The 25,277-nt window shown below is 66.0% G+C and carries 17 protein-coding genes, 3 rRNA genes and 1 riboswitch; of the genes, 15 read left to right on the plus strand and 5 right to left on the minus strand.

The window, feature by feature from the left end:
* Positions 1 to 62: 62 nt before the first annotated feature.
* A complete protein-coding gene (locus OG611_RS21025; protein WP_266422389.1) occupies positions 63 to 512 on the minus strand; it encodes a PTS glucose transporter subunit IIA in 450 nt (149 codons plus the stop codon).
* Between the two features lie 676 nt (positions 513 to 1,188).
* Between OG611_RS21025 and OG611_RS21030 the strand changes: the two genes are divergently transcribed.
* The 13 genes from OG611_RS21030 to OG611_RS21090 all read left to right on the plus strand — a co-directional run bounded on the left by OG611_RS21030 (position 1,189) and on the right by OG611_RS21090 (position 16,408).
* Positions 1,189 to 2,714: ribosomal RNA gene (locus OG611_RS21030) — 16S ribosomal RNA — on the plus strand.
* A gap of 297 nt (positions 2,715 to 3,011) precedes the next feature.
* Positions 3,012 to 6,136 (plus strand): 23S ribosomal RNA (locus tag OG611_RS21035).
* 77 nt (positions 6,137 to 6,213) lie between these two features.
* Positions 6,214 to 6,330, plus strand: a 5S ribosomal RNA gene (rrf, locus tag OG611_RS21040).
* Together the 16S, 23S and 5S rRNA genes form the textbook arrangement of a ribosomal RNA operon.
* 147 nt (positions 6,331 to 6,477) lie before the next feature.
* Positions 6,478 to 7,086 (plus strand): CDP-alcohol phosphatidyltransferase family protein, encoded by a 609-nt coding sequence (locus tag OG611_RS21045; RefSeq protein WP_266422392.1) that lies wholly within the window; start codon positions 6,478 to 6,480, stop codon positions 7,084 to 7,086.
* A gap of 113 nt (positions 7,087 to 7,199) precedes the next feature.
* A complete protein-coding gene (locus OG611_RS21050; RefSeq protein ID WP_266422395.1) occupies positions 7,200 to 9,695 on the plus strand; it encodes a mannose-1-phosphate guanyltransferase in 2,496 nt (831 codons plus the stop codon).
* Positions 9,696 to 9,793: 98 nt separating this feature from the next.
* Entirely contained in the window at positions 9,794 to 10,717 is a 924-nt protein-coding gene (locus tag OG611_RS21055) for a DUF881 domain-containing protein (RefSeq protein WP_266422398.1), read from the plus strand.
* Entirely contained in the window at positions 10,714 to 11,046 is a 333-nt protein-coding gene (locus OG611_RS21060) for a small basic family protein (RefSeq protein ID WP_003970459.1), read from the plus strand. Before OG611_RS21055 ends, OG611_RS21060 begins: the two co-directional genes overlap by 4 nt.
* Positions 11,047 to 11,051: 5 nt before the next feature.
* Positions 11,052 to 11,840 (plus strand): DUF881 domain-containing protein, encoded by a 789-nt coding sequence (locus OG611_RS21065; protein WP_266422401.1) that lies wholly within the window; start codon positions 11,052 to 11,054, stop codon positions 11,838 to 11,840.
* Positions 11,841 to 12,030: 190 nt separating this feature from the next.
* Positions 12,031 to 12,819 (plus strand): FHA domain-containing protein, encoded by a 789-nt coding sequence (locus tag OG611_RS21070; protein ID WP_266422403.1) that lies wholly within the window; start codon positions 12,031 to 12,033, stop codon positions 12,817 to 12,819.
* Positions 12,820 to 12,836: 17 nt separating this feature from the next.
* Complete coding sequence (locus OG611_RS21075; RefSeq protein ID WP_266422404.1) at positions 12,837 to 13,577, plus strand: MerR family transcriptional regulator; 741 nt, start codon at positions 12,837 to 12,839, stop codon at positions 13,575 to 13,577.
* A 53-nt stretch (positions 13,578 to 13,630) separates the two neighbouring features.
* Positions 13,631 to 14,104, plus strand: a complete 474-nt coding sequence (locus tag OG611_RS21080) for a bifunctional nuclease family protein (protein ID WP_006123076.1) — start codon at positions 13,631 to 13,633, stop codon at positions 14,102 to 14,104.
* Positions 14,105 to 14,272: 168 nt separating this feature from the next.
* Entirely contained in the window at positions 14,273 to 14,890 is a 618-nt protein-coding gene (locus tag OG611_RS21085) for a MerR family transcriptional regulator (RefSeq protein ID WP_266422405.1), read from the plus strand.
* 57 nt (positions 14,891 to 14,947) lie between these two features.
* On the plus strand, positions 14,948 to 16,408 hold the full coding sequence (locus OG611_RS21090) for a DNA polymerase IV (protein ID WP_266422406.1): 1,461 nt from the start codon (positions 14,948 to 14,950) through the stop codon (positions 16,406 to 16,408).
* On the opposite strand, the gene OG611_RS21095 is transcribed toward OG611_RS21090, so the two are convergent.
* Positions 16,333 to 16,701, minus strand: a complete 369-nt coding sequence (locus OG611_RS21095) for a PRC-barrel domain-containing protein (RefSeq protein ID WP_266422408.1) — start codon at positions 16,699 to 16,701, stop codon at positions 16,333 to 16,335. The two genes, OG611_RS21090 and OG611_RS21095, sit on opposite strands and share 76 nt — an antisense overlap.
* 113 nt (positions 16,702 to 16,814) lie before the next feature.
* A riboswitch (glycine riboswitch) is annotated at positions 16,815 to 16,911 on the plus strand.
* A gap of 194 nt (positions 16,912 to 17,105) precedes the next feature.
* Between OG611_RS21095 and gcvP the strand changes: the two genes are divergently transcribed.
* On the plus strand, positions 17,106 to 19,991 hold the full coding sequence (gene gcvP, locus OG611_RS21100; RefSeq protein WP_266422410.1) for an aminomethyl-transferring glycine dehydrogenase: 2,886 nt from the start codon (positions 17,106 to 17,108) through the stop codon (positions 19,989 to 19,991).
* Positions 19,992 to 20,078: 87 nt separating this feature from the next.
* Here the strand turns inward: gcvP and OG611_RS21105 are convergent, their stop codons facing one another.
* A complete protein-coding gene (locus tag OG611_RS21105) occupies positions 20,079 to 20,285 on the minus strand; it encodes a DUF5999 family protein (RefSeq protein ID WP_072488625.1) in 207 nt (68 codons plus the stop codon).
* A 321-nt stretch (positions 20,286 to 20,606) separates the two neighbouring features.
* Positions 20,607 to 21,200, minus strand: a complete 594-nt coding sequence (locus OG611_RS21110; protein WP_266422413.1) for a hypothetical protein — start codon at positions 21,198 to 21,200, stop codon at positions 20,607 to 20,609.
* 481 nt (positions 21,201 to 21,681) lie between these two features.
* On the opposite strand from OG611_RS21110, the gene OG611_RS21115 reads away from it, so the two are divergent.
* Positions 21,682 to 23,187 (plus strand): glutamate-cysteine ligase family protein, encoded by a 1,506-nt coding sequence (locus tag OG611_RS21115; protein WP_266422415.1) that lies wholly within the window; start codon positions 21,682 to 21,684, stop codon positions 23,185 to 23,187.
* Positions 23,188 to 23,334: 147 nt separating this feature from the next.
* Here the strand turns inward: OG611_RS21115 and OG611_RS21120 are convergent, their stop codons facing one another.
* Positions 23,335 to 25,125 carry a substrate-binding and VWA domain-containing protein gene (locus OG611_RS21120; protein WP_266422416.1) on the minus strand — a complete coding sequence of 597 codons (1,791 nt, stop codon included), beginning with the start codon at positions 25,123 to 25,125 and terminating at the stop codon, positions 23,335 to 23,337.
* Positions 25,126 to 25,277: the final 152 nt, after the last annotated feature.

Genomic DNA, 25,277 nt, shown 5'->3' on the forward strand with positions numbered 1-25,277 from the left:
GTCGTGCGGCGGTCCGAGCCTCCGCGGTGGATATCCAGTCGGCTGTCATCGTGCCGAGCTCGTCACTGCCAACCGAACAAGGTGTCGCCGACCTTCACGTCGCCGTCCTCGCGGACGTCGGAGAGGGATTCGGCGGTGGCTTCCAGCGCCACGACCGGGCACACGGGCGACTTGCCGGCCGCCTCGACGCCCGCGGGGTCCCAGCGCACGATGCCCTGACCGCGCGTGACCGTGTCCCCCTTGTTCACGAGCAGCTCGAAACCCTCGCCATTGAGTTGAACGGTGTCGATGCCGAGGTGCGTGAGCACTCCGTGCCCGTGCTGGTCCACCACGACGAACGCGTGCGGGTGCAGGGAGACGATGATGCCGTCGACCGGCGACACGGCCTCGGACGGTTCGCGCACGGGATCGATGGCGGTTCCGGGACCCACCATCGCGCCGGAGAAGACAGGGTCCGGTACCGCAGCGAGCCCGATGGCACGTCCGGCAAGAGGGGACGTCACAGTGGTCATAGGGAGCCTCCCAGGGGTGGAGCTTGATTGGCGCCGTCACAGCCTGCGGGCGACGGCGTGCTGTTCAGCAGCGTAAGTCATAAGAAGTCCCGGTTCTGCCCGAGTCATGGCGGTTCACGGCCTTAGAGGCGCACCGGAAACGATTTGCCTCGACTCCCGGAGGGCTGTACTCTCGTACTCCTGCCTGACCCCAACGCGACTTTGAGTCGGGGGTCGGCGGCTACTTTTAAGCCCTGACTCTAACCCGGACACGGCACCTGCATGCCTGCAGGGACTGGTCAGGGAAAGCGAAAAGGACTGATAGAGTCGGACTCGCCGGAAAGGGAAGCGCGAAAGCGAAGAACTGGAAAGCGCAACCCGCTTCGGCCGGGAATCGGACACGAAAGAGTCTGATAGAGTCGGAAACGCAAGACCGAAGGGAAAAGCCCGGAGGAAAGCCCGAGAGGGTGAGTACAAAGGAAGCGTCCGTTCCTTGAGAACTCAACAGCGTGCCAAAAGTCAACGCCAGATATGTTGATACCCCGGCCTGCTTCGGCAGGTTGGAGGTTCCTTTGAAAGTCCCGCGGGGTCACTGACCCGGTGGGCAATTTACACAGCGAGGACGCTGTGAACGACCGGTCTTATTCCGTCCGGTCGTTCCGCTCTCGTGTTGTGTTGTCCCGATCACGGGAAAACATTCACGGAGAGTTTGATCCTGGCTCAGGACGAACGCTGGCGGCGTGCTTAACACATGCAAGTCGAACGATGAAGCCCTTCGGGGTGGATTAGTGGCGAACGGGTGAGTAACACGTGGGCAATCTGCCCTTCACTCTGGGACAAGCCCTGGAAACGGGGTCTAATACCGGATAACACTCTGTCCCGCATGGGACGGGGTTGAAAGCTCCGGCGGTGAAGGATGAGCCCGCGGCCTATCAGCTTGTTGGTGGGGTGATGGCCTACCAAGGCGACGACGGGTAGCCGGCCTGAGAGGGCGACCGGCCACACTGGGACTGAGACACGGCCCAGACTCCTACGGGAGGCAGCAGTGGGGAATATTGCACAATGGGCGAAAGCCTGATGCAGCGACGCCGCGTGAGGGATGACGGCCTTCGGGTTGTAAACCTCTTTCAGCAGGGAAGAAGCGAGAGTGACGGTACCTGCAGAAGAAGCGCCGGCTAACTACGTGCCAGCAGCCGCGGTAATACGTAGGGCGCAAGCGTTGTCCGGAATTATTGGGCGTAAAGAGCTCGTAGGCGGCTTGTTGCGTCGGTTGTGAAAGCCCGGGGCTTAACCCCGGGTCTGCAGTCGATACGGGCAGGCTAGAGTGTGGTAGGGGAGATCGGAATTCCTGGTGTAGCGGTGAAATGCGCAGATATCAGGAGGAACACCGGTGGCGAAGGCGGATCTCTGGGCCATTACTGACGCTGAGGAGCGAAAGCGTGGGGAGCGAACAGGATTAGATACCCTGGTAGTCCACGCCGTAAACGTTGGGAACTAGGTGTTGGCGACATTCCACGTCGTCGGTGCCGCAGCTAACGCATTAAGTTCCCCGCCTGGGGAGTACGGCCGCAAGGCTAAAACTCAAAGGAATTGACGGGGGCCCGCACAAGCAGCGGAGCATGTGGCTTAATTCGACGCAACGCGAAGAACCTTACCAAGGCTTGACATACACCGGAAAGCATCAGAGATGGTGCCCCCCTTGTGGTCGGTGTACAGGTGGTGCATGGCTGTCGTCAGCTCGTGTCGTGAGATGTTGGGTTAAGTCCCGCAACGAGCGCAACCCTTGTTCTGTGTTGCCAGCATGCCCTTCGGGGTGATGGGGACTCACAGGAGACTGCCGGGGTCAACTCGGAGGAAGGTGGGGACGACGTCAAGTCATCATGCCCCTTATGTCTTGGGCTGCACACGTGCTACAATGGCCGGTACAATGAGCTGCGATGCCGTGAGGCGGAGCGAATCTCAAAAAGCCGGTCTCAGTTCGGATTGGGGTCTGCAACTCGACCCCATGAAGTCGGAGTTGCTAGTAATCGCAGATCAGCATTGCTGCGGTGAATACGTTCCCGGGCCTTGTACACACCGCCCGTCACGTCACGAAAGTCGGTAACACCCGAAGCCGGTGGCCCAACCCCTTGTGGGAGGGAGCTGTCGAAGGTGGGACTGGCGATTGGGACGAAGTCGTAACAAGGTAGCCGTACCGGAAGGTGCGGCTGGATCACCTCCTTTCTAAGGAGCATCTAGATTCCGCAAGGAGTCCAGAGGCCATTTCGTCGGCAAATGTTCGACGGTGGTTGCTCATGGGTGGAACGTTGACTATTCGGCACGACAGGTTGTTTTTCACTAGTACTGCTTCGGCGTGGAACGTGGGGGACGGCAGGTCGGGTCGGGCACGTTGTTGGGTATCTGAGGGTACGGCCGTCATGGTCGCCTTCAGTTGCCGGCCCCAGTGAACCTGTTCTTCGGAGCGGGGTGATGGGTGGCTGGTCGTTGTTTGAGAACTGCACAGTGGACGCGAGCATCTGTGGCCAAGTTTTTAAGGGCGCACGGTGGATGCCTTGGCACCAGGAACCGATGAAGGACGTGGGAGGCCACGATAGGCCCCGGGGAGCTGTCAACCGAGCTTTGATCCGGGGGTGTCCGAATGGGGAAACCCGGCAGTCGTCATGGGCTGTCACCCGCTGCTGAACACATAGGCAGTGTGGAGGGAACGAGGGGAAGTGAAACATCTCAGTACCCTCAGGAAGAGAAAACAACCGTGATTCCGGGAGTAGTGGCGAGCGAAACCGGATGAGGCCAAACCGTATGCGTGTGATACCCGGCAGGGGTTGCGCATGCGGGGTTGTGGGATCTCTCTTTTGCGGTCTGCCGGCCGTGAGACGAGTCAGAAACCGTTGATGTAGGCGAAGGACATGCGAAAGGTCCGGCGTAGAGGGTAAGACCCCCGTAGCTGAAACATTGACGGCTCGTTTGAGAGACACCCAAGTAGCACGGGGCCCGAGAAATCCCGTGTGAATCTGGCGGGACCACCCGCTAAGCCTAAATATTCCCTGGTGACCGATAGCGGATAGTACCGTGAGGGAATGGTGAAAAGTACCGCGGGAGCGGAGTGAAATAGTACCTGAAACCGTGTGCCTACAAGCCGTGGGAGCGTCGCTGTGTGTGCTTGCACATGCAGTCGTGACTGCGTGCCTTTTGAAGAATGAGCCTGCGAGTTTGCGGTGTGTTGCGAGGTTAACCCGTGTGGGGAAGCCGTAGCGAAAGCGAGTCCGAATAGGGCGTTTCAGTAGCACGCTCAAGACCCGAAGCGGAGTGATCTAGCCATGGGCAGGTTGAAGCGGAGGTAAGACTTCGTGGAGGACCGAACCCACCAGGGTTGAAAACCTGGGGGATGACCTGTGGTTAGGGGTGAAAGGCCAATCAAACTCCGTGATAGCTGGTTCTCCCCGAAATGCATTTAGGTGCAGCGTCGTGTGTTTCTTGCCGGAGGTAGAGCACTGGATAGGCGATGGGCCCTACCGGGTTACTGACCTTAGCCAAACTCCGAATGCCGGTAAGTGAGAGCACGGCAGTGAGACTGTGGGGGATAAGCTCCATGGTCGAGAGGGAAACAGCCCAGAGCATCGACTAAGGCCCCTAAGCGTACGCTAAGTGGGAAAGGATGTGGAGTCGCAGAGACAACCAGGAGGTTGGCTTAGAAGCAGCCACCCTTGAAAGAGTGCGTAATAGCTCACTGGTCAAGTGATTCCGCGCCGACAATGTAGCGGGGCTCAAGCGTACCGCCGAAGTCGTGTCATTCACACATGAAGGGCCAACGCCTGTGTGGATGGGTAGGGGAGCGTCGTGTGCCGGGTGAAGCAGCCGCGGAAGCGAGTTGTGGACGGTTCACGAGTGAGAATGCAGGCATGAGTAGCGATACACACGTGAGAAACGTGTGCGCCGATTGACTAAGGGTTCCTGGGTCAAGCTGATCTGCCCAGGGTAAGTCGGGACCTAAGGCGAGGCCGACAGGCGTAGTCGATGGACAACCGGTTGATATTCCGGTACCCGCTTTGAAACGCCCAATACTGAATCAGGCGATGCTAAGTCCGTGAAGCCGGCCCGATCTCTTCGGAGTTGAGGGTAGTGGTGGAGCCGATGAACCAGACTTGTAGTAGGTAAGCGATGGGGTGACGCAGGAAGGTAGTCCAGCCCGGGCGGTGGTTGTCCCGGGGTAAGGGTGTAGGACGCACGGTAGGCAAATCCGTCGTGCATATAGTCTGAGACCTGATGCCGAGCCGATTGTGGTGAAGTGGATGATCCTATGCTGTCGAGAAAAGCCTCTAGCGAGTTTCATGGCGGCCCGTACCCTAAACCGACTCAGGTGGTCAGGTAGAGAATACCGAGGCGTTCGGGTGAACTATGGTTAAGGAACTCGGCAAAATGCCCCCGTAACTTCGGGAGAAGGGGGGCCATCACTGGTGAGTGGATTTACTCCATGAGCTGGGGGTGGCCGCAGAGACCAGCGAGAAGCGACTGTTTACTAAAAACACAGGTCCGTGCGAAGCCGTAAGGCGATGTATACGGACTGACGCCTGCCCGGTGCTGGAACGTTAAGGGGACCGGTTAGCTGACTTTCGGGTCGGCGAAGCTGAGAACTTAAGCGCCAGTAAACGGCGGTGGTAACTATAACCATCCTAAGGTAGCGAAATTCCTTGTCGGGTAAGTTCCGACCTGCACGAATGGCGTAACGACTTCTCGACTGTCTCAACCATAGGCCCGGTGAAATTGCACTACGAGTAAAGATGCTCGTTTCGCGCAGCAGGACGGAAAGACCCCGGGACCTTTACTACAGTTTGATATTGGTGTTCGGTTCGGCTTGTGTAGGATAGGTGGGAGACTTTGAAGCGGCCACGCCAGTGGTTGTGGAGTCGTCGTTGAAATACCACTCTGGTCGTGCTGGATGTCTAACCTGGGTCCGTGATCCGGATCAGGGACAGTGTCTGATGGGTAGTTTAACTGGGGCGGTTGCCTCCTAAAGAGTAACGGAGGCGCCCAAAGGTTCCCTCAGCCTGGTTGGCAATCAGGTGTTGAGTGTAAGTGCACAAGGGAGCTTGACTGTGAGACCGACGGGTCGAGCAGGGACGAAAGTCGGGACTAGTGATCCGGCAGTGGCTTGTGGAAGCGCTGTCGCTCAACGGATAAAAGGTACCCCGGGGATAACAGGCTGATCTTCCCCAAGAGTCCATATCGACGGGATGGTTTGGCACCTCGATGTCGGCTCGTCGCATCCTGGGGCTGGAGTCGGTCCCAAGGGTTGGGCTGTTCGCCCATTAAAGCGGTACGCGAGCTGGGTTTAGAACGTCGTGAGACAGTTCGGTCCCTATCCGCTGTGCGCGTAGGAATATTGAGAAGGGCTGTCCCTAGTACGAGAGGACCGGGACGGACGAACCTCTGGTGTGCCAGTTGTTCTGCCAAGGGCATGGCTGGTTGGCTACGTTCGGAAAGGATAACCGCTGAAAGCATCTAAGCGGGAAGCCTGCTTCGAGATGAGTATTCCCACCCTCTTGAAGGGTTAAGGCTCCCAGTAGACGACTGGGTTGATAGGCCAGATGTGGAAGCCCGGTAACGGGTGGAGCTGACTGGTACTAATAGGTCGAGGGCTTGTCCTCAGTTGCTCGCGTCCACTGTGTTAGTTCTGAAATAACGAACGGCCGTGTTTTTCCGGTGTTGGTTAATTTCATAGTGTTTCGGTGGTCATTGCGTTAGGGAAACGCCCGGTTACATTCCGAACCCGGAAGCTAAGCCTTTCAGCGCCGATGGTACTGCAGGGGGGACCCTGTGGGAGAGTAGGACGCCGCCGAACTCCTTTTACGGGACAGCCCCGTGCCCTTGTGGCACGGGGCTTTTCTGCGTTTACGGCCGGTTGCCGTCACCCCTGTGCAACCGACCGCGGAGGCTGAGGGTAAGGTCAGGGGGCATCATTGGCACGTTCTTCACAGGAGGCCCCCGGGTGGAGGTCCAGGAGACTCGGGTTCAGACGGACCGGGTACTCACCATCCCCAACATCCTCAGCATGGCTCGCCTTGTAGGGGTTCCGCTCTTCCTGTGGCTGATTCTTCGCCCTGTGTTCGGCGGCCCCGAGAGCGACGGCTGGGCCCTGCTGGTGTTGATGTTCAGCGGCATCAGCGACTACCTCGACGGTAAGCTCGCCCGCCGGTGGAACCAGATCAGCAGCCTCGGCCGGCTCCTGGACCCTGCCGCGGATCGCCTCTACATCCTTTCGACCCTCGTCGGCCTGACCTGGCGGGAGATCCTGCCGCTCTGGCTCACCGCAGCACTTCTTGCCCGTGAGCTGATGCTCCTCGTGATGGTCGGAATCCTGAGGCGTCACGGCTATCCACCGCCCCAGGTGAACTTCCTGGGGAAGGCGGCCACGTTCAACCTGATGTACGCGTTCCCCTTGTTGCTGCTCAGCGATGGAAGTGGTTGGCTTGCACCGCTGGCCGCTATTTTCGGATGGGCGTTCGCAGGTTGGGGTACAACGCTCTATTGGTGGGCAGGGATCCTCTACGTGGTTCAGGTCCGCCGGCTCGTCAAGGCGGATGTAGTAGCCGATTGAGCTCGTTGACGCGGTGCCGCGCAGTGTGGCCGGCCCGCCTCTGATGACCCGGATGGTGCCCCGACGGGCGAAGTCGGCTAGACCGTCGTCTCTTCAAGGAGGACGTTTCCGACATGAAGGCCGTCGTGATGGCTGGCGGCGAAGGCACTCGTCTTCGCCCCATGACCTCAAGCATGCCCAAGCCGCTCCTGCCCGTCGCCAATCGGCCGATCATGGAGCACGTGCTTCGGCTGCTCAAGCGGCACGGGCTGAATGAGACCGTCGTAACGGTCCAGTTTCTTGCCTCGCTGGTAAAGAATTACTTCGGGGACGGCGAAGAGCTCGGGATGGAGCTCAGCTACGCCAACGAGGAGAAACCCCTCGGCACCGCGGGGAGTGTGAAGAATGCCGAGGAAGCGCTGAAGGACGACACCTTCCTCGTCATTTCCGGTGATGCACTCACCGACTTCGATCTCACCGACCTCATCGCCTTCCACAAGGAAAAGGGCGGTCTGGTCACGGTGTGCCTGACCCGTGTGCCGAACCCCCTGGAATTCGGCATCACGATTGTGGACGAGGGCGGCCAGGTCGAGCGTTTCCTGGAGAAGCCCACCTGGGGCCAGGTCTTCTCGGACACCGTGAACACCGGCATCTACGTCATGGAGCCCGAAGTATTCGACTATGTCGAAGCCGATGTCTCGGTGGACTGGTCCGGCGATGTCTTCCCCCAGCTCATGAAGGAAGGCAAGCCCATCTACGGCTACATCGCCGAGGGCTACTGGGAAGACGTCGGCACCCACGAGAGCTACGTGAAGGCGCAGGCCGATGTTCTTGAGCGGAAGGTCGATGTCGACATCGACGGCTTCGAGATCTCGCCGGGCGTATGGGTCGCGGAAGGCGCGGAAGTACATCCCGACGCAGTGCTGCGCGGACCTCTCTACATCGGGGACTACGCCAAAGTCGAAGCCGGTGCTGAGATTCGCGAGCACACGGTCATCGGGTCGAACGTCGTCGTCAAGAGCGGTGCATTCCTGCACAAGGCCGTGGTGCACGACAACGTCTATATCGGCCAGCACAGCAATCTGCGCGGATGCGTGATCGGCAAGAACACCGACGTCATGCGGGCGACCCGCATCGAGGACGGCGCGGTGATCGGCGACGAATGCCTGATCGGTGAGGAGTCGATCATTCAGGGCAATGTCCGCGTCTACCCGTTCAAGACCATCGAGGCGGGCGCCTTCGTCAATACCTCGGTGATCTGGGAATCGCGCGGACAGGCTCATCTCTTCGGCGCCCGGGGCGTGTCCGGGATCCTGAACGTCGAGATCACCCCGGAACTGGCGGTCCGGCTCGCCGGCGCCTATGCCACGACTCTGAAGAAGGGCTCGACGGTCACCACCGCACGTGATCACTCCCGCGGTGCCCGTGCTCTGAAGCGAGCGGTGATCTCGGCCCTTCAGGCGAGCGCCATCGATGTCCGGGACCTGGAGAACGTACCTTTGCCCGTCGCGCGCCAGCAGACCGCGCGCGGGAGCGCCGGCGGGATCATGATCCGTACGTCGCCCGGTGTGCCCGACTCGGTCGACATCATGTTCTTCGACGAGCGGGGGGCGGACCTGTCGCAGGCGCGGCAGCGGAAGCTCGACCGGGTCTACGCACGTCAGGAATACCGCCGTGCCTTCCCGGGCGAGATCGGGGATCTGTACTTCCCGTCCAGCGTCTTCGACTCGTACACCGGATCGCTGCTGCGGAACGTGGACACCACGGGGATTGCCGATGCGGGTCTCAAGGTGGTCGTCGACGCCTCCAACGGGAGTGCCGGGCTCGTACTGCCCAGCCTGCTGGGACGCCTCGGCGTCGACGCGCTGACCATCAATCCCGGCCTCGACGAATCACGGCCCACCGAGACCGCCGAGACCCGGCGCTCCGGGCTCGTGCGGCTGGGCGAGATCGTCTCGTCGGCGCGGGCCGCGTTCGGCGTGCGGTTCGACCCGGTCGGTGAGCGGCTCTCCCTGGTCGACGAGCGGGGCCGGATCGTGGAGGACGACCGGGCGCTCCTTGTGATGCTCGACCTCGTGGCGGCCGAGCGGCGCAGCGGGCGGGTGGCGTTGCCGGTCACCACGACACGCGTCGCCGAGCAGGTCGCGGCGTACCACGGCACACAGGTCGAATGGACGACGACATCGCCCGACGATCTGACGCGCGTGGGACGCGAGGAAGGCACCATCTTCGGTGGAGACGGGCGTGGGGGCTTCATCGTTCCCGAATTCAGCAGTGTCTTCGACGGCTCGGCCGCGTTCGTGAGGCTCCTGGGGCTGGTGGCCAGGACACAGCTCACCCTCAGCCAGATCGACGCCCGCATCCCCCGTGCCCATGTTCTGCGCCGTGATCTCGCCACTCCTTGGGCCGTCAAGGGCCTGGTCATGCGTCGGGTCGTGGAGGCCGCCGGCGACCGCAGCGTCGATACGACGGACGGGGTACGGGTGGTCGAAGCCGACGGGCGGTGGGTGATGGTGCTGCCGGACCGGGCCGAGGCGGTCACCCATCTGTGGGCCGAGGGGCCGGACGACGCCTCCGCACAGGCGCTGCTGGACGAATGGGCGGCGGTCGTGGACAGCGCAGGTCAGTGACGGTTGTTCCGGTGTGCCCGACGGCGGCCGACGGCGCCTTCGGGCACACCGGTGGGGCCATTCGGCGGTAGCGGCGGCGACGTGCGACGATGTGCGGCATGTCGCAGCAGCCCCCCGATCGGAGTACCGCCTCGCCTCCCGCGCGTCCCGACGCATCCATGTCGCTGCTGACCAATGTGATGGACCACAGCCTGGACGACGGATACGCCGAGGCGTCGGCGCGTCGCAAGGCCGACGGGAGCGCGGGCCTGCCCCGTACGCTCAAGTCGAAGCTCGGCCTCGCCGCATGTCTGGTGCTCGCCGCCCTCGTCGTCACGCTCGGGGCCGCGGAGGCGCGCGTCTCCGCGCCGGTCCTCGCCAAGGAGCGCCAGGAACTGATCGATCGCATCGACGACGAGACGACGGCGGCCGACACCCTCGAGTCGCAGGTGGACAAACTCCGGGACGACGTGGGCAGGCGCCAGCGCAAGGCGTTGGAGAAGCACGGCGGGGACCAGGGGGAACGGGTGGCACTGCTCGCCGGGGCGACCCCCGTGGAGGGGCCCGGCGTGAAACTCGTCGTCGACGACGCCAAGAACACCGACCAGGGCGGCGGCGGACCGAGGGAGACCAGTGGATTCGCCGACACCGGGCGGGTCCGTGACCGGGACCTTCAGCGAGTCGTCAACGGGCTGTGGCAGTCCGGCGCGGAGGCGATCGCGATCAACGGGCAGCGTCTGACGGCCCTGTCGGCGATCCGCGCGGCGGGCGACGCCATACTGGTCGACAACAGACCGCTCGTTCCGCCCTACACGGTGCTGGCGGTGGGGAACGGGAAACAACTCGGCAACGCGTTCCAGGACAGTGCCGACGGTCAGTATCTGCAGGCGCTCAAGGACACCTTCGACATCCGGACGAGTATGTCCGTGCAGCAGAAGGTGAGCCTCCCGGTCGCGCCGAGCCTGATCGTACGTACAGCAGAGCCTTATCAGGCCGCAGACACCGGCAGTGGTGCGGCAGACACAGGGAAGGGCACATCGTGATCGCCGTACTGGGCCTCGTCGTGGGAGTCGTGGTCGGACTGTTGGTCCGGCCCGAGGTGCCGGCAGTGGTCGAGCCGTACCTCCCGATCGCCGTCGTGGCCGCCCTCGACGCAGTCTTCGGTGGTCTGCGGGCCATGCTCGACGGGATCTTCGTCGACAAGGTGTTCGTCGTGTCGTTCCTCTCGAACGTCGTGGTGGCCGCACTGATCGTCTTCCTGGGCGACAAACTGGGCGTCGGAGCGCAGCTGTCCACCGGTGTGGTGGTCGTGCTCGGGATCCGGATCTTCTCCAACGCCGCGGCCATCCGCCGGCACGTCTTCCGGGCCTGAGGCCGATGAGCAACGAAGAACTTCCCGACGACACGGAGCACGCCGGCGAGCAGACGGCGGGCTCCGCCAATGACCTCACCGGTCGTCAGCGGCTGATCGCCGGACTGTGGCCGCCGCGGGTGACGCGGGCTCAACTCATCGTCGCGGTGCTGCTGTTCGTTCTCGGTCTCGGACTGGCCATTCAGGTGCGGTCCAACAGTGACAACAGCGCACTGCGGGGTGCCCGGCAGGAGGACCTGGTCCGGATCCTCGACGAGCTGGACGACCGGACGCAGCGCCTGGAGGACGAGAAGCAGCGGCTGGCCGCTCAGCGCACGGAGCTGGAGAACAGCTCCGACCAGGCCGAGGAGGCGCGCAAGCAGACGGTGGAGAAGGAACGGCAACTCGGAGTTCTCGCGGGCACCGTGGCGGCACACGGGCCCGGGATCACGCTCACCGTCAACGATCCCGGGGACGGGGTGAAGGCGGACATGCTGCTCGACGCACTCCAGGAGCTGCGGGCGGCGGGCGCCGAGGCGATCGAGGTCAACGGAGTGCGTGTGGCCGCCAATACGTATTTCTCCGGTGACGGCGGCAACGTCAGGGTCGACGATCATAAGATCAGCGCGCCATACGTCTTCGAGGTGATCGGTAAGCCCCAGGATCTGGAGCCGGCACTGAACATCCCGGGCGGTGTGGTACAGACGCTGGAGAAGGAGCAGGCCACCGTGCAGGTCGCGCAGGCCGACGACATCGTCGTGGACGCCTTGCGACCGGCGAAGCAGCCTGACTACGCTCGGTCGTCGTCCCCGTGAAGCCGCGACGCGGAGGGGACGAAGGATACGGGCACGAGGTTGCGGGGGGTCGCCGCATCGTATTGGTGGTGCGTGGTGGAAACTGTCGAGTGGATACGGACGTTGTGAGGATGTCCGGGTCGGCAGGTGTGTTCATTCAGGGTTCGTCCTGCCCCACGGGCGGGTCTATTTCGGTCAAGGGGAAGCGCCCGTGAAGTTGTTTGGGAAGTTGTTCGGCAAGAGCGCTCGAGACGAGGCTGCCCGCCATCGCGCACCGCGCCATGGCCAGGCGGACGAGCAGGGCACAGAGCGCCCGCTCTTCCGTGATCAGGTGTCGGGTACGGACAGTGACAATTCGGGAGCTTCCGGCGCGTCGTCTGTTGACCCTGCCGGTCCCGGCCGCATAGGTTTCGGGGAATCGTCGACCTCACGTACGGGTGGAGAGTTCGCCCCCAGGCAGGAGGGTTCGTCCATGCCGGTCTGTACGAGGTGCGGACATCGCAACGCCGAGGCCAGTCGCTTCTGCTCCAACTGCGGTGCGCCGCTGAGGGGTGGGGTTCCCGAGCGTGCCTCGGAGACGACCTCGACGATCTCCATCTCCGGTCTTGAGGCGTACGAGGCGGAGGTCACCGGGCAGACGGCCGTTCCGTCCCTCTCGCCCGAGGCACAGGCCGCCGTCGATGCCCTTCCGCTCGGCTCGGCGCTCCTGGTGGTGCGTCGTGGTCCGAACTCCGGCAGCCGCTTCCTGCTGGACGGTGAGCTGACCACGGCCGGCCGCCACCCGCAGAGCGACATCTTCCTCGACGACGTGACGGTGTCGCGGCGGCATGTGGAGTTCCGCAGGAGCCCCGACGGCAGCTTCACGGTCGGGGACGTGGGCAGCCTGAACGGCACCTACGTCAACCGTGAGCGCATCGACTCCGTCGCCCTGTCCAACGGCGACGAAGTGCAGATCGGCAAGTACCGGCTGGTCTTCTACGCGAGCCAGCGCGGTATCTGACCCGTCAGGGAAGGTCCATGCTGAGAACACCGACGGGCGGTGCCGTGGCCGGCACCGCCACCGCCGACGACCGCCCGATGAGCATCGGCACGGTGCTCCTGCGGCTGCGGGACGAGTTCCCCGAGGTCACGATCTCCAAGATTCGATTCCTGGAGGCCGAAGGGCTCGTCGAGCCGCAGCGGACCCCGTCCGGCTATCGCAAGTTCCGTGGTGCCGATGTGGAGCGGCTGGCTCAGGTGCTGCGCATGCAGCGGGACCACTACCTCCCGCTGAAGGTCATCCGTGAGCATCTGGATGCCCTCGCCCGTGGTGAACAGGCCGCCCTCCCGTCCGGGGGCGGCCCGCGGGACCTGACCGGCGGCTGGGAGGCGGAGCCCGGACGGGCCACCGCGGCCCGGATCGGCCGTGCCGAGCTGCTGGCGGCCGCCGAGGTCACCGAGAGCGACCTGGACGAGTGGGAGTCGTACGGCCTGGTCGTTCCGACCGCCGAGGGCGGTTACGACGCCGAGATGGTCACAGTCGCCAAGCTTGTGGCGGATCTGGGCAGGTTCGGTCTGGAACCGCGTCACCTGCGTGCCATGCGAGCGGCCGCGGATCGCGAGGTCGGGCTCATCGAGCAGGTGGTCGCGCCCTTGCGCCGGCACCGGAATCCGCAGACCAGAGCCTATGCGGAGGCCACCGCGAAAGAGCTCGCGGAGCTGTCCGTGAGGCTTCATTCGGCCCTTGTGCAGAGCGCTCTGCACATCCGGCTCCACTGATCACGCCGGTGCCCGACTACCCAAACCTGCCGGGCACGTCCTAGGGTTGCTGTGTGAACGAGCTCGACGTTGTGGGTGTCCGGGTGGAAATGCCCTCCAACCAACCGATCGTGCTCCTGCGTGAAGTGGGAGGCGACCGGTACCTCCCCATTTGGATCGGTCCTGGTGAGGCGACCGCGATCGCCTTCGCCCAGCAGGGCATGGCTCCGGCCAGGCCGCTGACCCATGATCTCTTCAAGGACGTGCTCGAGGCCGTCGGCCAGGAGCTCACCGAGGTCCGCATCACGGACCTCCGGGAAGGGGTCTTCTACGCGGAGCTGGTCTTCGCCAGCGGGGTCGAGGTGAGCGCGCGGCCGTCCGACGCCATAGCGCTCGCATTGCGCACCGGAACGCCGATCTACGGCAGTGACGGGGTGCTCGACGACGCCGGCATCGCCATCCCGGACGAGCAGGAGGACGAGGTGGAGAAATTCCGCGAGTTCCTCGATCAGATCTCTCCGGAGGATTTCGGTACCAACAGTCAGTGACCGTTCTTCGGGGCCGCCGTCAGCGCATCCGGCAAGCCTTTCCCGCTCGTGAGTCACGGGAAACCACCCTCAGGGTGATTATCACTCGGCGTGCCGAGTGTGGCGATCGTTGACGCACCCCGAGTGACTGCCTACCTTCGAGATGGCAGGTCAAGGACGGAGGTCGGCGTGAGAAGCAGCGGCGACGGTACGGCAGCGGGTGGGCCGTATCCGCAGCAGGGGAGTACAGCCGACCACACCATCGTGCAACCGGTTCAACCGGCGGCGGTGGCGGGGGACGGAGTGGCATCGGCCAACGACATCGGCTACCGCGGGCCGACCGCCTGCGCGGCTGCCGGGATCACCTACCGGCAGCTCGACTACTGGGCGCGCACGGGGCTGGTGGAGCCGAGCGTGCGTCCGGCGTACGGCTCCGGCACACAGCGGCTCTACAGCTTCCGGGACGTCGTCCTGCTGAAGATCGTGAAGCGCTTCCTGGACACGGGTGTCGCACTCCAGAACATCCGCACCACGGTTCAGCATCTGCGGGCCCGGGGATTCCAGGACCTTGAGCGGATGACGCTGATGAGCGACGGGGCGACGGTCTACGAGTGCTCCTCGCCCGATGAGGTCGTCAGCCTGCTCCAGGGCGGCCAGGGGGTCTTCGGTATCGCGGTGGGCGTGGTGTGGCAGGACGTGGACGCCGCCCTCTCGCAGCTGCACGGCGAGCGGGTGGACACCGGCGAGACCCTTGTCGGGAACAACCCCACCGATGAGCTCGCGCGGCGTCGCAACCGCGCCGGCTGACCCGGCCGACGGTTCGGGCGCGGCGATTGTCAGTGCCGTAGGGCAGCATCGATTGATGTGAGAGCCGCGCCCACCATCCTGCATCTGGACATGGATGCCTTCTACGCCTCTGCCGAGCAGGCGGCGAAGCCGAGCCTGCGCGGCAAGCCGGTCGTGGTCGGCGGTCTGGGACCACGCGGGGTCGTCGCCACCGCCTCGTACGAGGCGCGGCGCTTCGGGGTGCACTCGGCCATGCCCATGGCGCAGGCGCGGCGGCTGGCGCCCAACGCGGCCTATCTGGTGCCCCGCTTCCAGCTGTACCGGACGGTGAGCGACCAGGTGATGGAGCTGCTCGCGCGGCTCTCCCCACTGGTGGAGCCTCTCAGCCTGGACGAGGCCTTCGTCGACCTGGAGGCCGGCGGGACGGCCGACGACACGGCTTCGGCGCTGGAGATCGGCGAGCAGCTGCGTACGGCCATCAAGGCGGTCACCGGGCTCACCGGCTCGGTGGGGCTCGCCGGTTCCAAGATGCTGGCCAAGATCGCTTCGGAGGAGGCGAAACCAGACGGCCTGCTGGTCATAGAGCCGGGCACGGAGCGGGAGCTGCTCGCACCCATGTCGGTGAGGATCCTCCCCGGTGTCGGGCCGGCGACGGCGGATCATCTGCGCCGCGCGGGGATGACGACGGTCCACGATCTGGTCGAGGCGGGCGAGGACGAGCTCGTGCGCCTGCTGGGGAAGGCACACGGCGGCTCGCTCCACCGGATGGCGTTCGGGTACGACGACCGGCCGGTGGTCGCGGAGCGGGACGCGAAATCGGTGTCGGTCGAGGACACCTTCGACGCCGACCTGCACGACCGGGTGCGGATCAGGACGGAGGTCGAGCGACTGGCCGGCCGCTGCGTCCAGCGGCTGCGGGGCGCGGGGCGGTCCGGGCGGACGGTGGTGCTGAAGGTGCGCCGGTACGACTTCTCGACACTCACGCGGTCCGAGACGCTGCGAGGGCCCACGGACGACCCCACGGTGGTCCGTGAGGCCGCCGCGCGACTCCTGGAGGCAGTGGACACCACCGGAGGCGTCCGGCTCCTCGGAGTAGGCGTGACGGGGCTTGCCGACTACACGCAGGAGGACCTCTTCGCCCAGGCCGCCGGTGAGCGGGCCGCGACCGAGGATCCGGCTGCGGAGACGACGCCGTCCGGGGACGACGGGGCCGAGCCGCCGGACGATCCCCGGGCGGAGGCCGAGGAGACCGCCGAGCAGCGCGCCGCTCGGCGCTGGCCCGCCGGACACGACGTACGCCATGGCGCATACGGCCATGGCTGGGTGCAGGGCAGCGGCGTCGGCCGGGTGACCGTGCGGTTCGAGGAACCCGAGTCGGCGCCCGGCCGGGTGCGTACGTTCCGGATCGACGACCCGGAACTGCGGCCGGCCGATCCGCTGCCGTTGGTGCGGGACCCGGTGGACTACTCGTCCTGGCCGGCCAGTCTGCCGAAGTCCCTGTCCGGGCCGGGCCCCTCGGGCGGGGAGTCCAGACCGTAGTGCCGGTAGAGCTGGAGCTCCTGTTCCGGTGAGAGATGGCGGCCGACGCCGAAGTCGGGCGCGTCCTTGATCAGCGCGCGGTCGAAGGGGATGCGGAGCGAATCCTTCACGAATTCGCTGGGTTCCAGCGGGACGAACGCGTCCCGGCTGAAGAGTCCGGTACGTACGGCCGCCCACTCGGGCACACCGGTCGCGTCGTCGAGGTACACCTCGTCCACGGTCCCGATCTTGGTGCCCTTGCGGTCGAACGCCTTGCGGCCGATCAGGCTGCGCGGATCGATGTCGGTCTGCACGGTCCCTCCCACTGGTCGTGGCTACTCCACAAGCACTACAAAAGGGCAGATCCGGGTGGTCGGCCACTCGAGAAATCAGCCATGAACCCCGCTGGTAGGCTGGTGATGGCTGCTGACCCCGTGCGGGAGAGTCCTCCGGAGCTGATCCGAAGGCGCCGAAGGAGCAAATCCTCCCCGGAATCTCTCAGGCCCCCGTACCGCACGGACGAGGTCACTCTGGAAAGCAGGGCGGGTTTCGTGCGGCCGAGTGCCGGTGCGATTCCCTTCCTCACCGACGGTGAAAACCGGTATGCCGCAGGGCGCGCCGGTGAAGCTCTCAGGTTGAGATGACAGAGGGGGAGGCCGTTCGGGCACCCGCGCCGTGGTGCCCCTCGCAGGTCGTGACAGACCAGGAGGCCTCCACCATGACCCCCCGTCGCACTCCGCTCTCCCAGCTGGAGCAGGGCATTCCGTTCGAGCAGCGCCACATCGGACCCGATGCCGAGGCGCAGTCGAAGATGCTCGCCCAGGTCGGATACGGCTCGCTGGACGAGCTCACCGCGGCCGCCGTGCCCGACGTCATCAAGAGCACGGAGGCACTCGGGCTGCCGACCGCGCGTACCGAGGCCGAGGTCCTCGCCGAGCTGCGCGCCCTCGCGGACCGCAACCAGGTGCTGGCCCCGATGATCGGACTCGGCTACTACGGCACCTTCACCCCGCCGGTGATCCTGCGCAATGTCATGGAGAACCCCGCCTGGTACACGGCCTACACGCCGTACCAGCCGGAGATCTCGCAGGGCCGCCTGGAGGCGCTCCTCAACTTCCAGACGATGGTCGCCGAGCTGACCGGGCTGCCCACCTCCGGCGCCTCTCTGCTCGACGAGGGCACCGCGGCCGCCGAGGCCATGGCCCTCTCCCGGCGCGTCGGCAAGGTCAAGGACGGCGTCTTCCTCGTCGACACCGACACCCTGCCGCAGACGATCGCGGTCATCGAGACCCGCGCCGAGCCGACCGGTGTCGAGGTCGTCGTCGCCGACCTGTCCGACGGCATCCCGGCGGAGATCGCCGAGCGCGGTGTCTTCGGCGTCCTGGTGCAGTACCCGGGCGCGTCCGGGGCGGTGCGGAACATCGAACCCGTCATCGAGCAGGCCCACGAGCTGGGTGCGATCGTCACGGTCGCCGCCGACCTGCTGGCACTGGCCCTGCTCACCTCGCCCGGTGACCTGGGCGCGGACATCGCGGTCGGCACGACGCAGCGCTTCGGTGTGCCGATGGGCTTCGGCGGACCGCACGCCGGCTTCATGGCCGTACGCGAGAAGTTCGCCCGCAGCCTTCCCGGCCGTCTTGTCGGAGTCTCCGTCGACGCGGACGGCAACAAGGCCTACCGGCTGGCCCTGCAGACCCGTGAGCAGCACATCCGCCGCGAGAAGGCCACCAGTAACATCTGTACCGCCCAGGTGCTGCTCGCCGTCATGGCCGGAATGTACGCCGTCTACCACGGCCCGGACGGGCTGCGGACGATCGCCCGGCGCACCCACCGCTACGCGACGATCCTGGCCGAGGGCCTGCGCGCCTCCGGTATCGACGTCGTGACCGGCGCCCACTTCGACACCCTCACCGTGCGTGTCCCGGGGAAGGCCGCCGACGTCGTCGCGGATGCCCGCGAGCGCGGGGTCAACCTGCGGCTCGTCGACGCCGACCTGGTCTCCCTCGCCTGCGACGAGACCACCACGCGTACGCAGATCGCCGCCGTCTGGGCCGCCTTCGGCGCCGACGGGGACATCGAGGAGCTGGACGCCGGCGCCGCCGACGCGCTGCCCGAGGGCCTGCTGCGCACCGACGAGATCCTTACCCACCCGGTCTTCCACCAGCACCGTTCCGAGACCGCGATGCTGCGCTACCTGCGCAAGCTCGCCGACCGCGACTACGCGCTGGACCGCGGCATGATCCCGCTCGGCTCCTGCACCATGAAGCTGAACGCGACCACCGAGATGGAGTCGATCACCTGGCCCGAGTTCGGCGCGCTGCACCCCTTCGCCCCGGCCGAGCAGGCGCAGGGCTTCCTCACCCTCATCCGTGAGCTGGAGGAGCGCCTCGCCGAGGTCACCGGGTACGACGCGGTCTCCATCCAGCCGAACGCGGGTTCGCAGGGCGAGTTCGCGGGCCTGCTGGCCGTACGGGCGTACCACCGGGCCAACGGTGACGAGCAGCGCACCGTCTGCCTCATCCCGTCCTCCGCGCACGGCACCAACGCGGCCAGCGCCGTGATGGCCGGCATGAAGGTCGTCGTGGTCAAGACCGCCGACGACGGCGAGGTCGACATAGAGGACCTCCGCGCCAAGATCGAGAAGCACCGCGACGAGCTCGCCGTGCTCATGATCACGTACCCGTCGACGCACGGCGTGTTCGAGGAGCACGTGGCCGACATCTGCGCCGAGGTGCACGACGCCGGCGGCCAGGTGTACGTCGACGGCGCCAACCTCAACGCGCTGGTGGGCCTCGCCCGGCCGGGCCGGTTCGGTGGCGACGTCTCGCACCTGAACCTGCACAAGACCTTCTGCATCCCGCACGGCGGCGGCGGCCCCGGCGTCGGCCCGGTCGGGGTGCGCGCCCACCTCGCGCCGTACCTGCCGAACCACCCGCTGCAGCCCTCGGCGGGCCCCGAGACCGGCGTCGGACCGATCTCGGCCGCTCCATGGGGCTCGGCCGGTATTCTCCCCATCTCCTGGGCGTACGTACGCCTGATGGGCGGGGAGGGCCTGAAGCGCGCGACGCAGGTTGCCGTGCTCGCGGCCAACTACATGGCCAAGCGTCTGGAACCGCACTACCCGATCCTGTACAACGGCCCGGCCGGTCTGGTCGCGCACGAGTGCATCGTGGACCTGCGGCCGATCTCCAAGGCCACCGGCGTCAGCGTCGACGACATCGCCAAGCGGCTGATCGACTACGGCTTCCACTCGCCGACCATGTCGTTCCCGGTCGCCGGGACGCTGATGATCGAGCCGACCGAGAGCGAGAACCTCGCGGAGCTCGACCGGTTCTGCGACACGATGATCGCCATTCGCGACGAGGTCGAGAAGGTGGCCTCCGGCGAGTGGAGCGCGGACGACAACCCGCTGCACAACGCTCCGCACACCGCGGCGATGCTGGGCGGGGAGTGGAAGCACGAATACAGCCGTGAGGTGGCGGTCTTCCCGGCCGGAGTCTCGGCCGCCGACAAGTACTGGCCGCCGGTGCGCCGGATCGACGGCGCCTTCGGCGACCGCAACCTCGTCTGCTCCTGCCCGCCGCTGGACGAGTACGACAACTGAGTCATGAGTGCCACCATGTGACGCGGACATGCGTCGGGGCCGGTTCGGAGAAGTCTCCGGGCCGGCCCCAGCTCTTACCGGCCGCGGTCAGGCGGCCTTCATCACCCGATCGGTCCCCAGGGGCCGGTGCGGGGCGATGATCTGACCGTCCGGGAGCAGCTCACCGGTGTCCTCGAAGAGCAGGACTCCGTTGCACAGCAGGCTCCAGCCCTGTTCCGGGTGGTGCGCCGTCAGGCGGGCGGCTTCCCGGTCGGCTGAGTCGGCGGTCGGGCATGGTGGCTGGTGCTGGCACATGGCTGGGTTCTTTCGCTGCGTTGTAGTGAATGTCCTGCGGCTGGATGAGGTGTTCATGGCCGCCCCCCCCCGTATCGATCGGTCCGGTCCCAGTGTTGCCCCACGGGCGTCAATCCGCAGGGATTTCGCAGCAGCACTTCTCCTTACCCGGAGGACGCGTCACCCGCGCGGAGGGTTCACCGCAACTGCACTGTCCCTTCGGGTGGTTCGGGGTGGTCGTTCCGGGCTAGTCCGGAAGGGCATGAAGTGCGCCCCTCCAGCACTGTGCCCCGCGACCGGGGACGGCGGCGGGGCACGGTGTGCTGATGCGAGGTCCGGTTCTCAGGCCGGGGAGCCGAGCAGGGGGCCGGGGCCGGGGGTGATGCGCAGCGTCATCACGCGGAGCAGATCGGCGACCCGGTGCGGGCGATGTGCCGCGATGCCCGGTGGGGCGGGAGCCAGCGGAATCAGGAGATCGGCGGGGGCGAGCGCCCCGCCGGAGGCGTCGGCCTCGATGTCGCCGTGCAGCCACAGCGCCAGCATGTAGAGCTCCGGGATGGACAGCAGCCGCGGCTGGCAGTGCGGTGTCACCGTCTCGGCCTGGCGCAGGGCGAGCTCGGTCGAGGCGATGTAAGGGCCCTCGAAGAAATGCGAGAAGGCCCAGCCGTCCGGGGTGAGCATGGTGTCCGCCGCGGCGACGGCCTGCTCCGAGCTGCGGATCAGGAATCGCCACCCGGCCAGCCGGGTGGCGGGAGCGAGCCCGTTCGGACCGATCCGCTCCAGTACGTGGACCGGGAGCGGGAGTTCGGGGCTCAGTGGCCCCTGGGCGGATCGAAGGGCGGGTGTGCGGGCTTCGCGGACCGCGGTGGGTGAACCGAGTGCCGCGAGAACGCTGCGCAGAGCGGGCGCGGGAGCCGGGGGAACATGCAGCGGCATAGTGGGTCGCCTCTCACTTCGGAGACACGGTGGTGCGTGGGCGGGTGCAGACGGCGCTGTCGGCATGCGGGGCCAGAGGAGGCCGGTGACTGGGCCGGTGCGTCAACTCTCTGCCTCGTCCGCGGAGTTTATACGACACGTGTTCACGTGGTGATTCCACTAGCCGTCGCAGGCATTGCCGACAAGGCGGTATCAAGACTTTATTATGCGGAGAATCTACTGATTCAGTGTCAACGGCGCAGCCGCCGCCTGGGATTTTTCCCCCGGCGTGGACGGCTGAAACGCGTCGGCGTTTTCACTCACGCCGGACGGGGAAACGTGTGCTGCACCATGCCCATGGAATGTGCCTCCGGCGGGCGCCCTCAGATTACTGGGTCCGCGGCGTTCTCGGGGGCGTTATGGATCACGCGGCCTGGGCATTATCGATCGTGACGCGAGCGGCCTGGGCCGCGGGCCGCCCACTTGAGGGAGGGACGCTCCGATGGGGGAGAAGGTCGTGGCGGGCGCCTTTGACCTGTCCGATCGGCAGGGGTACCGGAAGAAGCTCCACCAGTGCCTGGAGGGACTGGAGAGACTTCTGGCGGAGCGGAGGTTCGACCGGCCGCGCAACCTCATGGGCGTGGAGATCGAGCTGAATCTCGCGGGCGCCGACGGCATGCCGAAGATGATGAATGGGGAGGTCCTCCCGCGCATCGCAAGCCGTGATTTCCAGACCGAACTCGGGATGTTCAATTTGGAAGTGAACATAGTCCCGCACCGTCTGGACGGGCGCGTTTTCGATCAGTTGGCCGAAGAGCTCAGGACCGGGCTCGGATATGCCCACAGGAAGGCGGGCGAGGTCGATGCCGGGATCATGATGATCGGTATTCTGCCCACGCTGCGCCATGAGGACCTCGTTCTGGCGAACCTCTCGGACGCGGACCGCTACACACTGCTGAACGATCAATTGGTGGCCGCGCGCGGCGAGGATTTCTCCCTCGATATCCAGGGCGTGGAGCGATGGGTCTCCACCTCCGCCTCGATCACGCCCGAGGCCGCCTGCACCTCGGTCCAGTTCCATCTGCAGGTGACACCGGCGCGATTCGCGGCCGTGTGGAACGCGGCCCAGGCCGTTGCCGGTGTCCAGATCGCACTCGGTGCCAACTCGCCCTTCCTGTTCGGCAGGGAGCTCTGGCGGGAATCACGGCCGCCGCTCTTCCAGCAGGCCACCGACACCCGGCCACCCGAACTCCAGAACCAGGGGGTGCGGCCCAGGACCTGGTTCGGTGAGCGGTGGATCGACTCGGCGTACGAGCTCTTCGAGGAGAACCTGCGCTATTTTCCGCCGCTGCTCCCGATCTGCGACGAGGAGGAGCCGCTGAGGGTCCTCGACGAGGGCGGGGTGCCGCGGTTGCAGGAACTGGTGCTCCACAACGGAACGGTCTACCGCTGGAACCGGCCCGTGTACGGGCTGGCCGACGGCGTACCCCATCTGCGCGTGGAGAACCGGGTCCTGCCCGCCGGGCCCACCGTCACCGATCTGATCGCCAACGCGGCGCTGTACTACGGGCTCGTGCGGTCGCTCGCCGAGGAGTCCCGTCCGGTGTGGACCAGGCTGCCGTTCGCCGCGGCGGCGGAGAACTTCGACACCGCCTGCCGACTAGGCATCGACGCGGAGCTGATCTGGCCACGTCCCGGCCGTGCGGGCGGGCTGACCCGGGTGCCGGCCGTCAAGCTCGTACGGGACGAACTGCTGCCGCTGGCCGCCGCGGGGCTCGATGCCTGGAACATCGAGCCCGTGGACCGCGACCGCTATCTCGGGGTCATCGAGGAGCGCTGCAAGCGACGGGTGAACGGGGCGTCCTGGCAGGCGGACACCTATCACCGGGCACGGGAGGCCGGGCTCGACAGGCACGCGGCGCTGGCCGCGACCACCCGGCGGTACGCCGAACTGATGCACAGCGGAGAGCCCGTGCACACCTGGCCGACCGGTGCTCCCAAGCCGTGAGCCCGGCACGGCGGGCGCCGTTGCCCGGCGCTCGATCCGGCTCCGGCTTCAGTTCCGGCTCCGACTCCGGTTCCCGTTGCGGTTTTCGTTCCCGCCGCGGTACGGCGTCGCTGCTTGTGGACGGTTCCGGTCCGGCCGTGTCCGGCGCTACTCCTGAGCGGCGTGGTTGCTCTGACCAGCTGTCATGATGGCCTGCAGGATCACCGTTTGGATCTCGGCCGGGTCGATGACCTGGTAGCCACCGCCTCCGGTCACCTTCGCTATCTCGTTCACCTCCTCGCGGTCGGCCTCGGGACCGACCGCGATGGCGAGCAGCGGCACCGGGCGCTCCGGATCGGCGATCCGCTTCAGTTCCGCGATCAGCGCACTGCGGGAGATGGAGAGGTTGTCCTGGTTCGATCCGTCGGTGAGGATCACGACCGCGTTGAACTTGCCCTTCACATAGGTCGCCTGGGCGTCCTTGTAGGCAGCCAGTGTGGTGTCGTACAGACCGGTCGCGCCGCCCGGCACGGGCTTCAGCGCCGCGAAGGCCGCGGCGAGCTTCTCGCGGTGGGTGCCGCCGCCCTTCGCCGGATCGCCCAGTCGGGCGGTCGGCATCAGCCTGCGGTAGTCCTTGTCGCCGTCGAGCGTGGTGGCGAACTCCCAGAGCCCGATCTCGTCGTTCGGGGTGAACTGGTCGAGGGCCTGGATCAAGGACGCCTTGGTGACATCCATCCGGGACTGGTTGCGCCCCGGGACGATCGTGGCCATGGAACCCGACGCGTCCACGACCGTGGTCAGCCGAGCGCTCTGCACCGTGATCGTCCACATGCCGAGCGTCTGCTGGAGCGCCTCGGCGGTCGGTGCGGCAGCGGCCGCGGTGGCGTACGGCTGGGGCTTCTTGCCGCCGGCCGGTGCGACCACCGCCTCCCCGGCCGTGCCGTCGACGTCTCTGAACCCGTGCTTCTCCAGGGTGGCCTGGGCACCGGGTGCGTTCAGCAGCGTCATGAACCGCAGCGCCGCCCGGCCCTCGGACGTACTCATTCTGGCCTCGTCGACCAGCGTGTACGGATAGTTGAGGAGCGGGGTGCCGTCCTGGGGGTAGAAGAGGTCGAGCTTTCCGCCGCCGGTCGACTCCGCGTTGTGGGCGAACGCGGCCTGCTCGGAGAGGAGCACCGCCTGGTTGCGCTCCGGATTGCCCTGCTCGGCGCCCGAATCGCTCTGCGCCAGTGTCTCCAGCACCTGGGCGTCACCGTCCGACATGCGCTGCGCGAGCAGCTTGGCGGTCGCCGCGACCCTGGTGTCGCTGTCTCCGCCCTGCTTGTCGGAGGACGCGCCGATGCTGGCGAGCGCCAGCAGGCCGGTGGCGCTGCGCGCCGGGTCGGCCGAGCCGAGCCGCACCTTGTCCGACTTCATGGCCGCGCCCGTCAACTCCGCCCAGGAGTACTTCTTCTTCGGCCAGCCGAGGCTCTTGGCCGCGGACGGCACCATGGCCAGAGTCACGGGGGAGGAGGCGATGGAGTCGCCCGGTGTGATCGGGACGCCGTCGCCGGAGCCCTTGGCCCGGTCGAGCCAGAGATCCGAGTCGGGCAGCCAGACCTGGAAGTCCGGGGTGCGGGCGTCGCTGGAGAGGGAGTCGGCGACCTTGTAGGAGTCGCGGGCGACCACCGTCACGTACAGACAGCGACCGCCGGATCGCACCTCGTCCTTGCGCGCCTTGTCGGCGACGGCGCGAACGGCGGGGGCGATATCCGGTGAGGCCATCATGGACAGACGGATGGCCGAGTCCTCGCAGCTCTTCGAGAACGACAACAGGCCGCCCTGCGCCGCGACGACCGTCCCCGCAGCGACCGCGAGTACGAGCATGGTCGCGATCACGACGGTGCGCCGACGGCGAGGCGGTGATCCGTCCCTGCTTCCGTCGTCGGCGTAGTCGTCGGGCAAGCTGTGACGTCCCATGTCGGTGGTGCCCCTCCTTGAGGATGAACAAGGAAAAGGGGGACCACACCATCGGCAATGGTGGTTGTCCCCCGGCCTGTCGCGCATGATCTTCGTACCTGCATTCGAGACCTTAACCGGACGGGGGGCAGGATGGGGCGTGAATGCACAAC

It is taken from the genome of Streptomyces sp. NBC_01363, assembly GCF_026340595.1.
Taxonomy (GTDB): Bacteria; Actinomycetota; Actinomycetes; order Streptomycetales; family Streptomycetaceae; genus Streptomyces.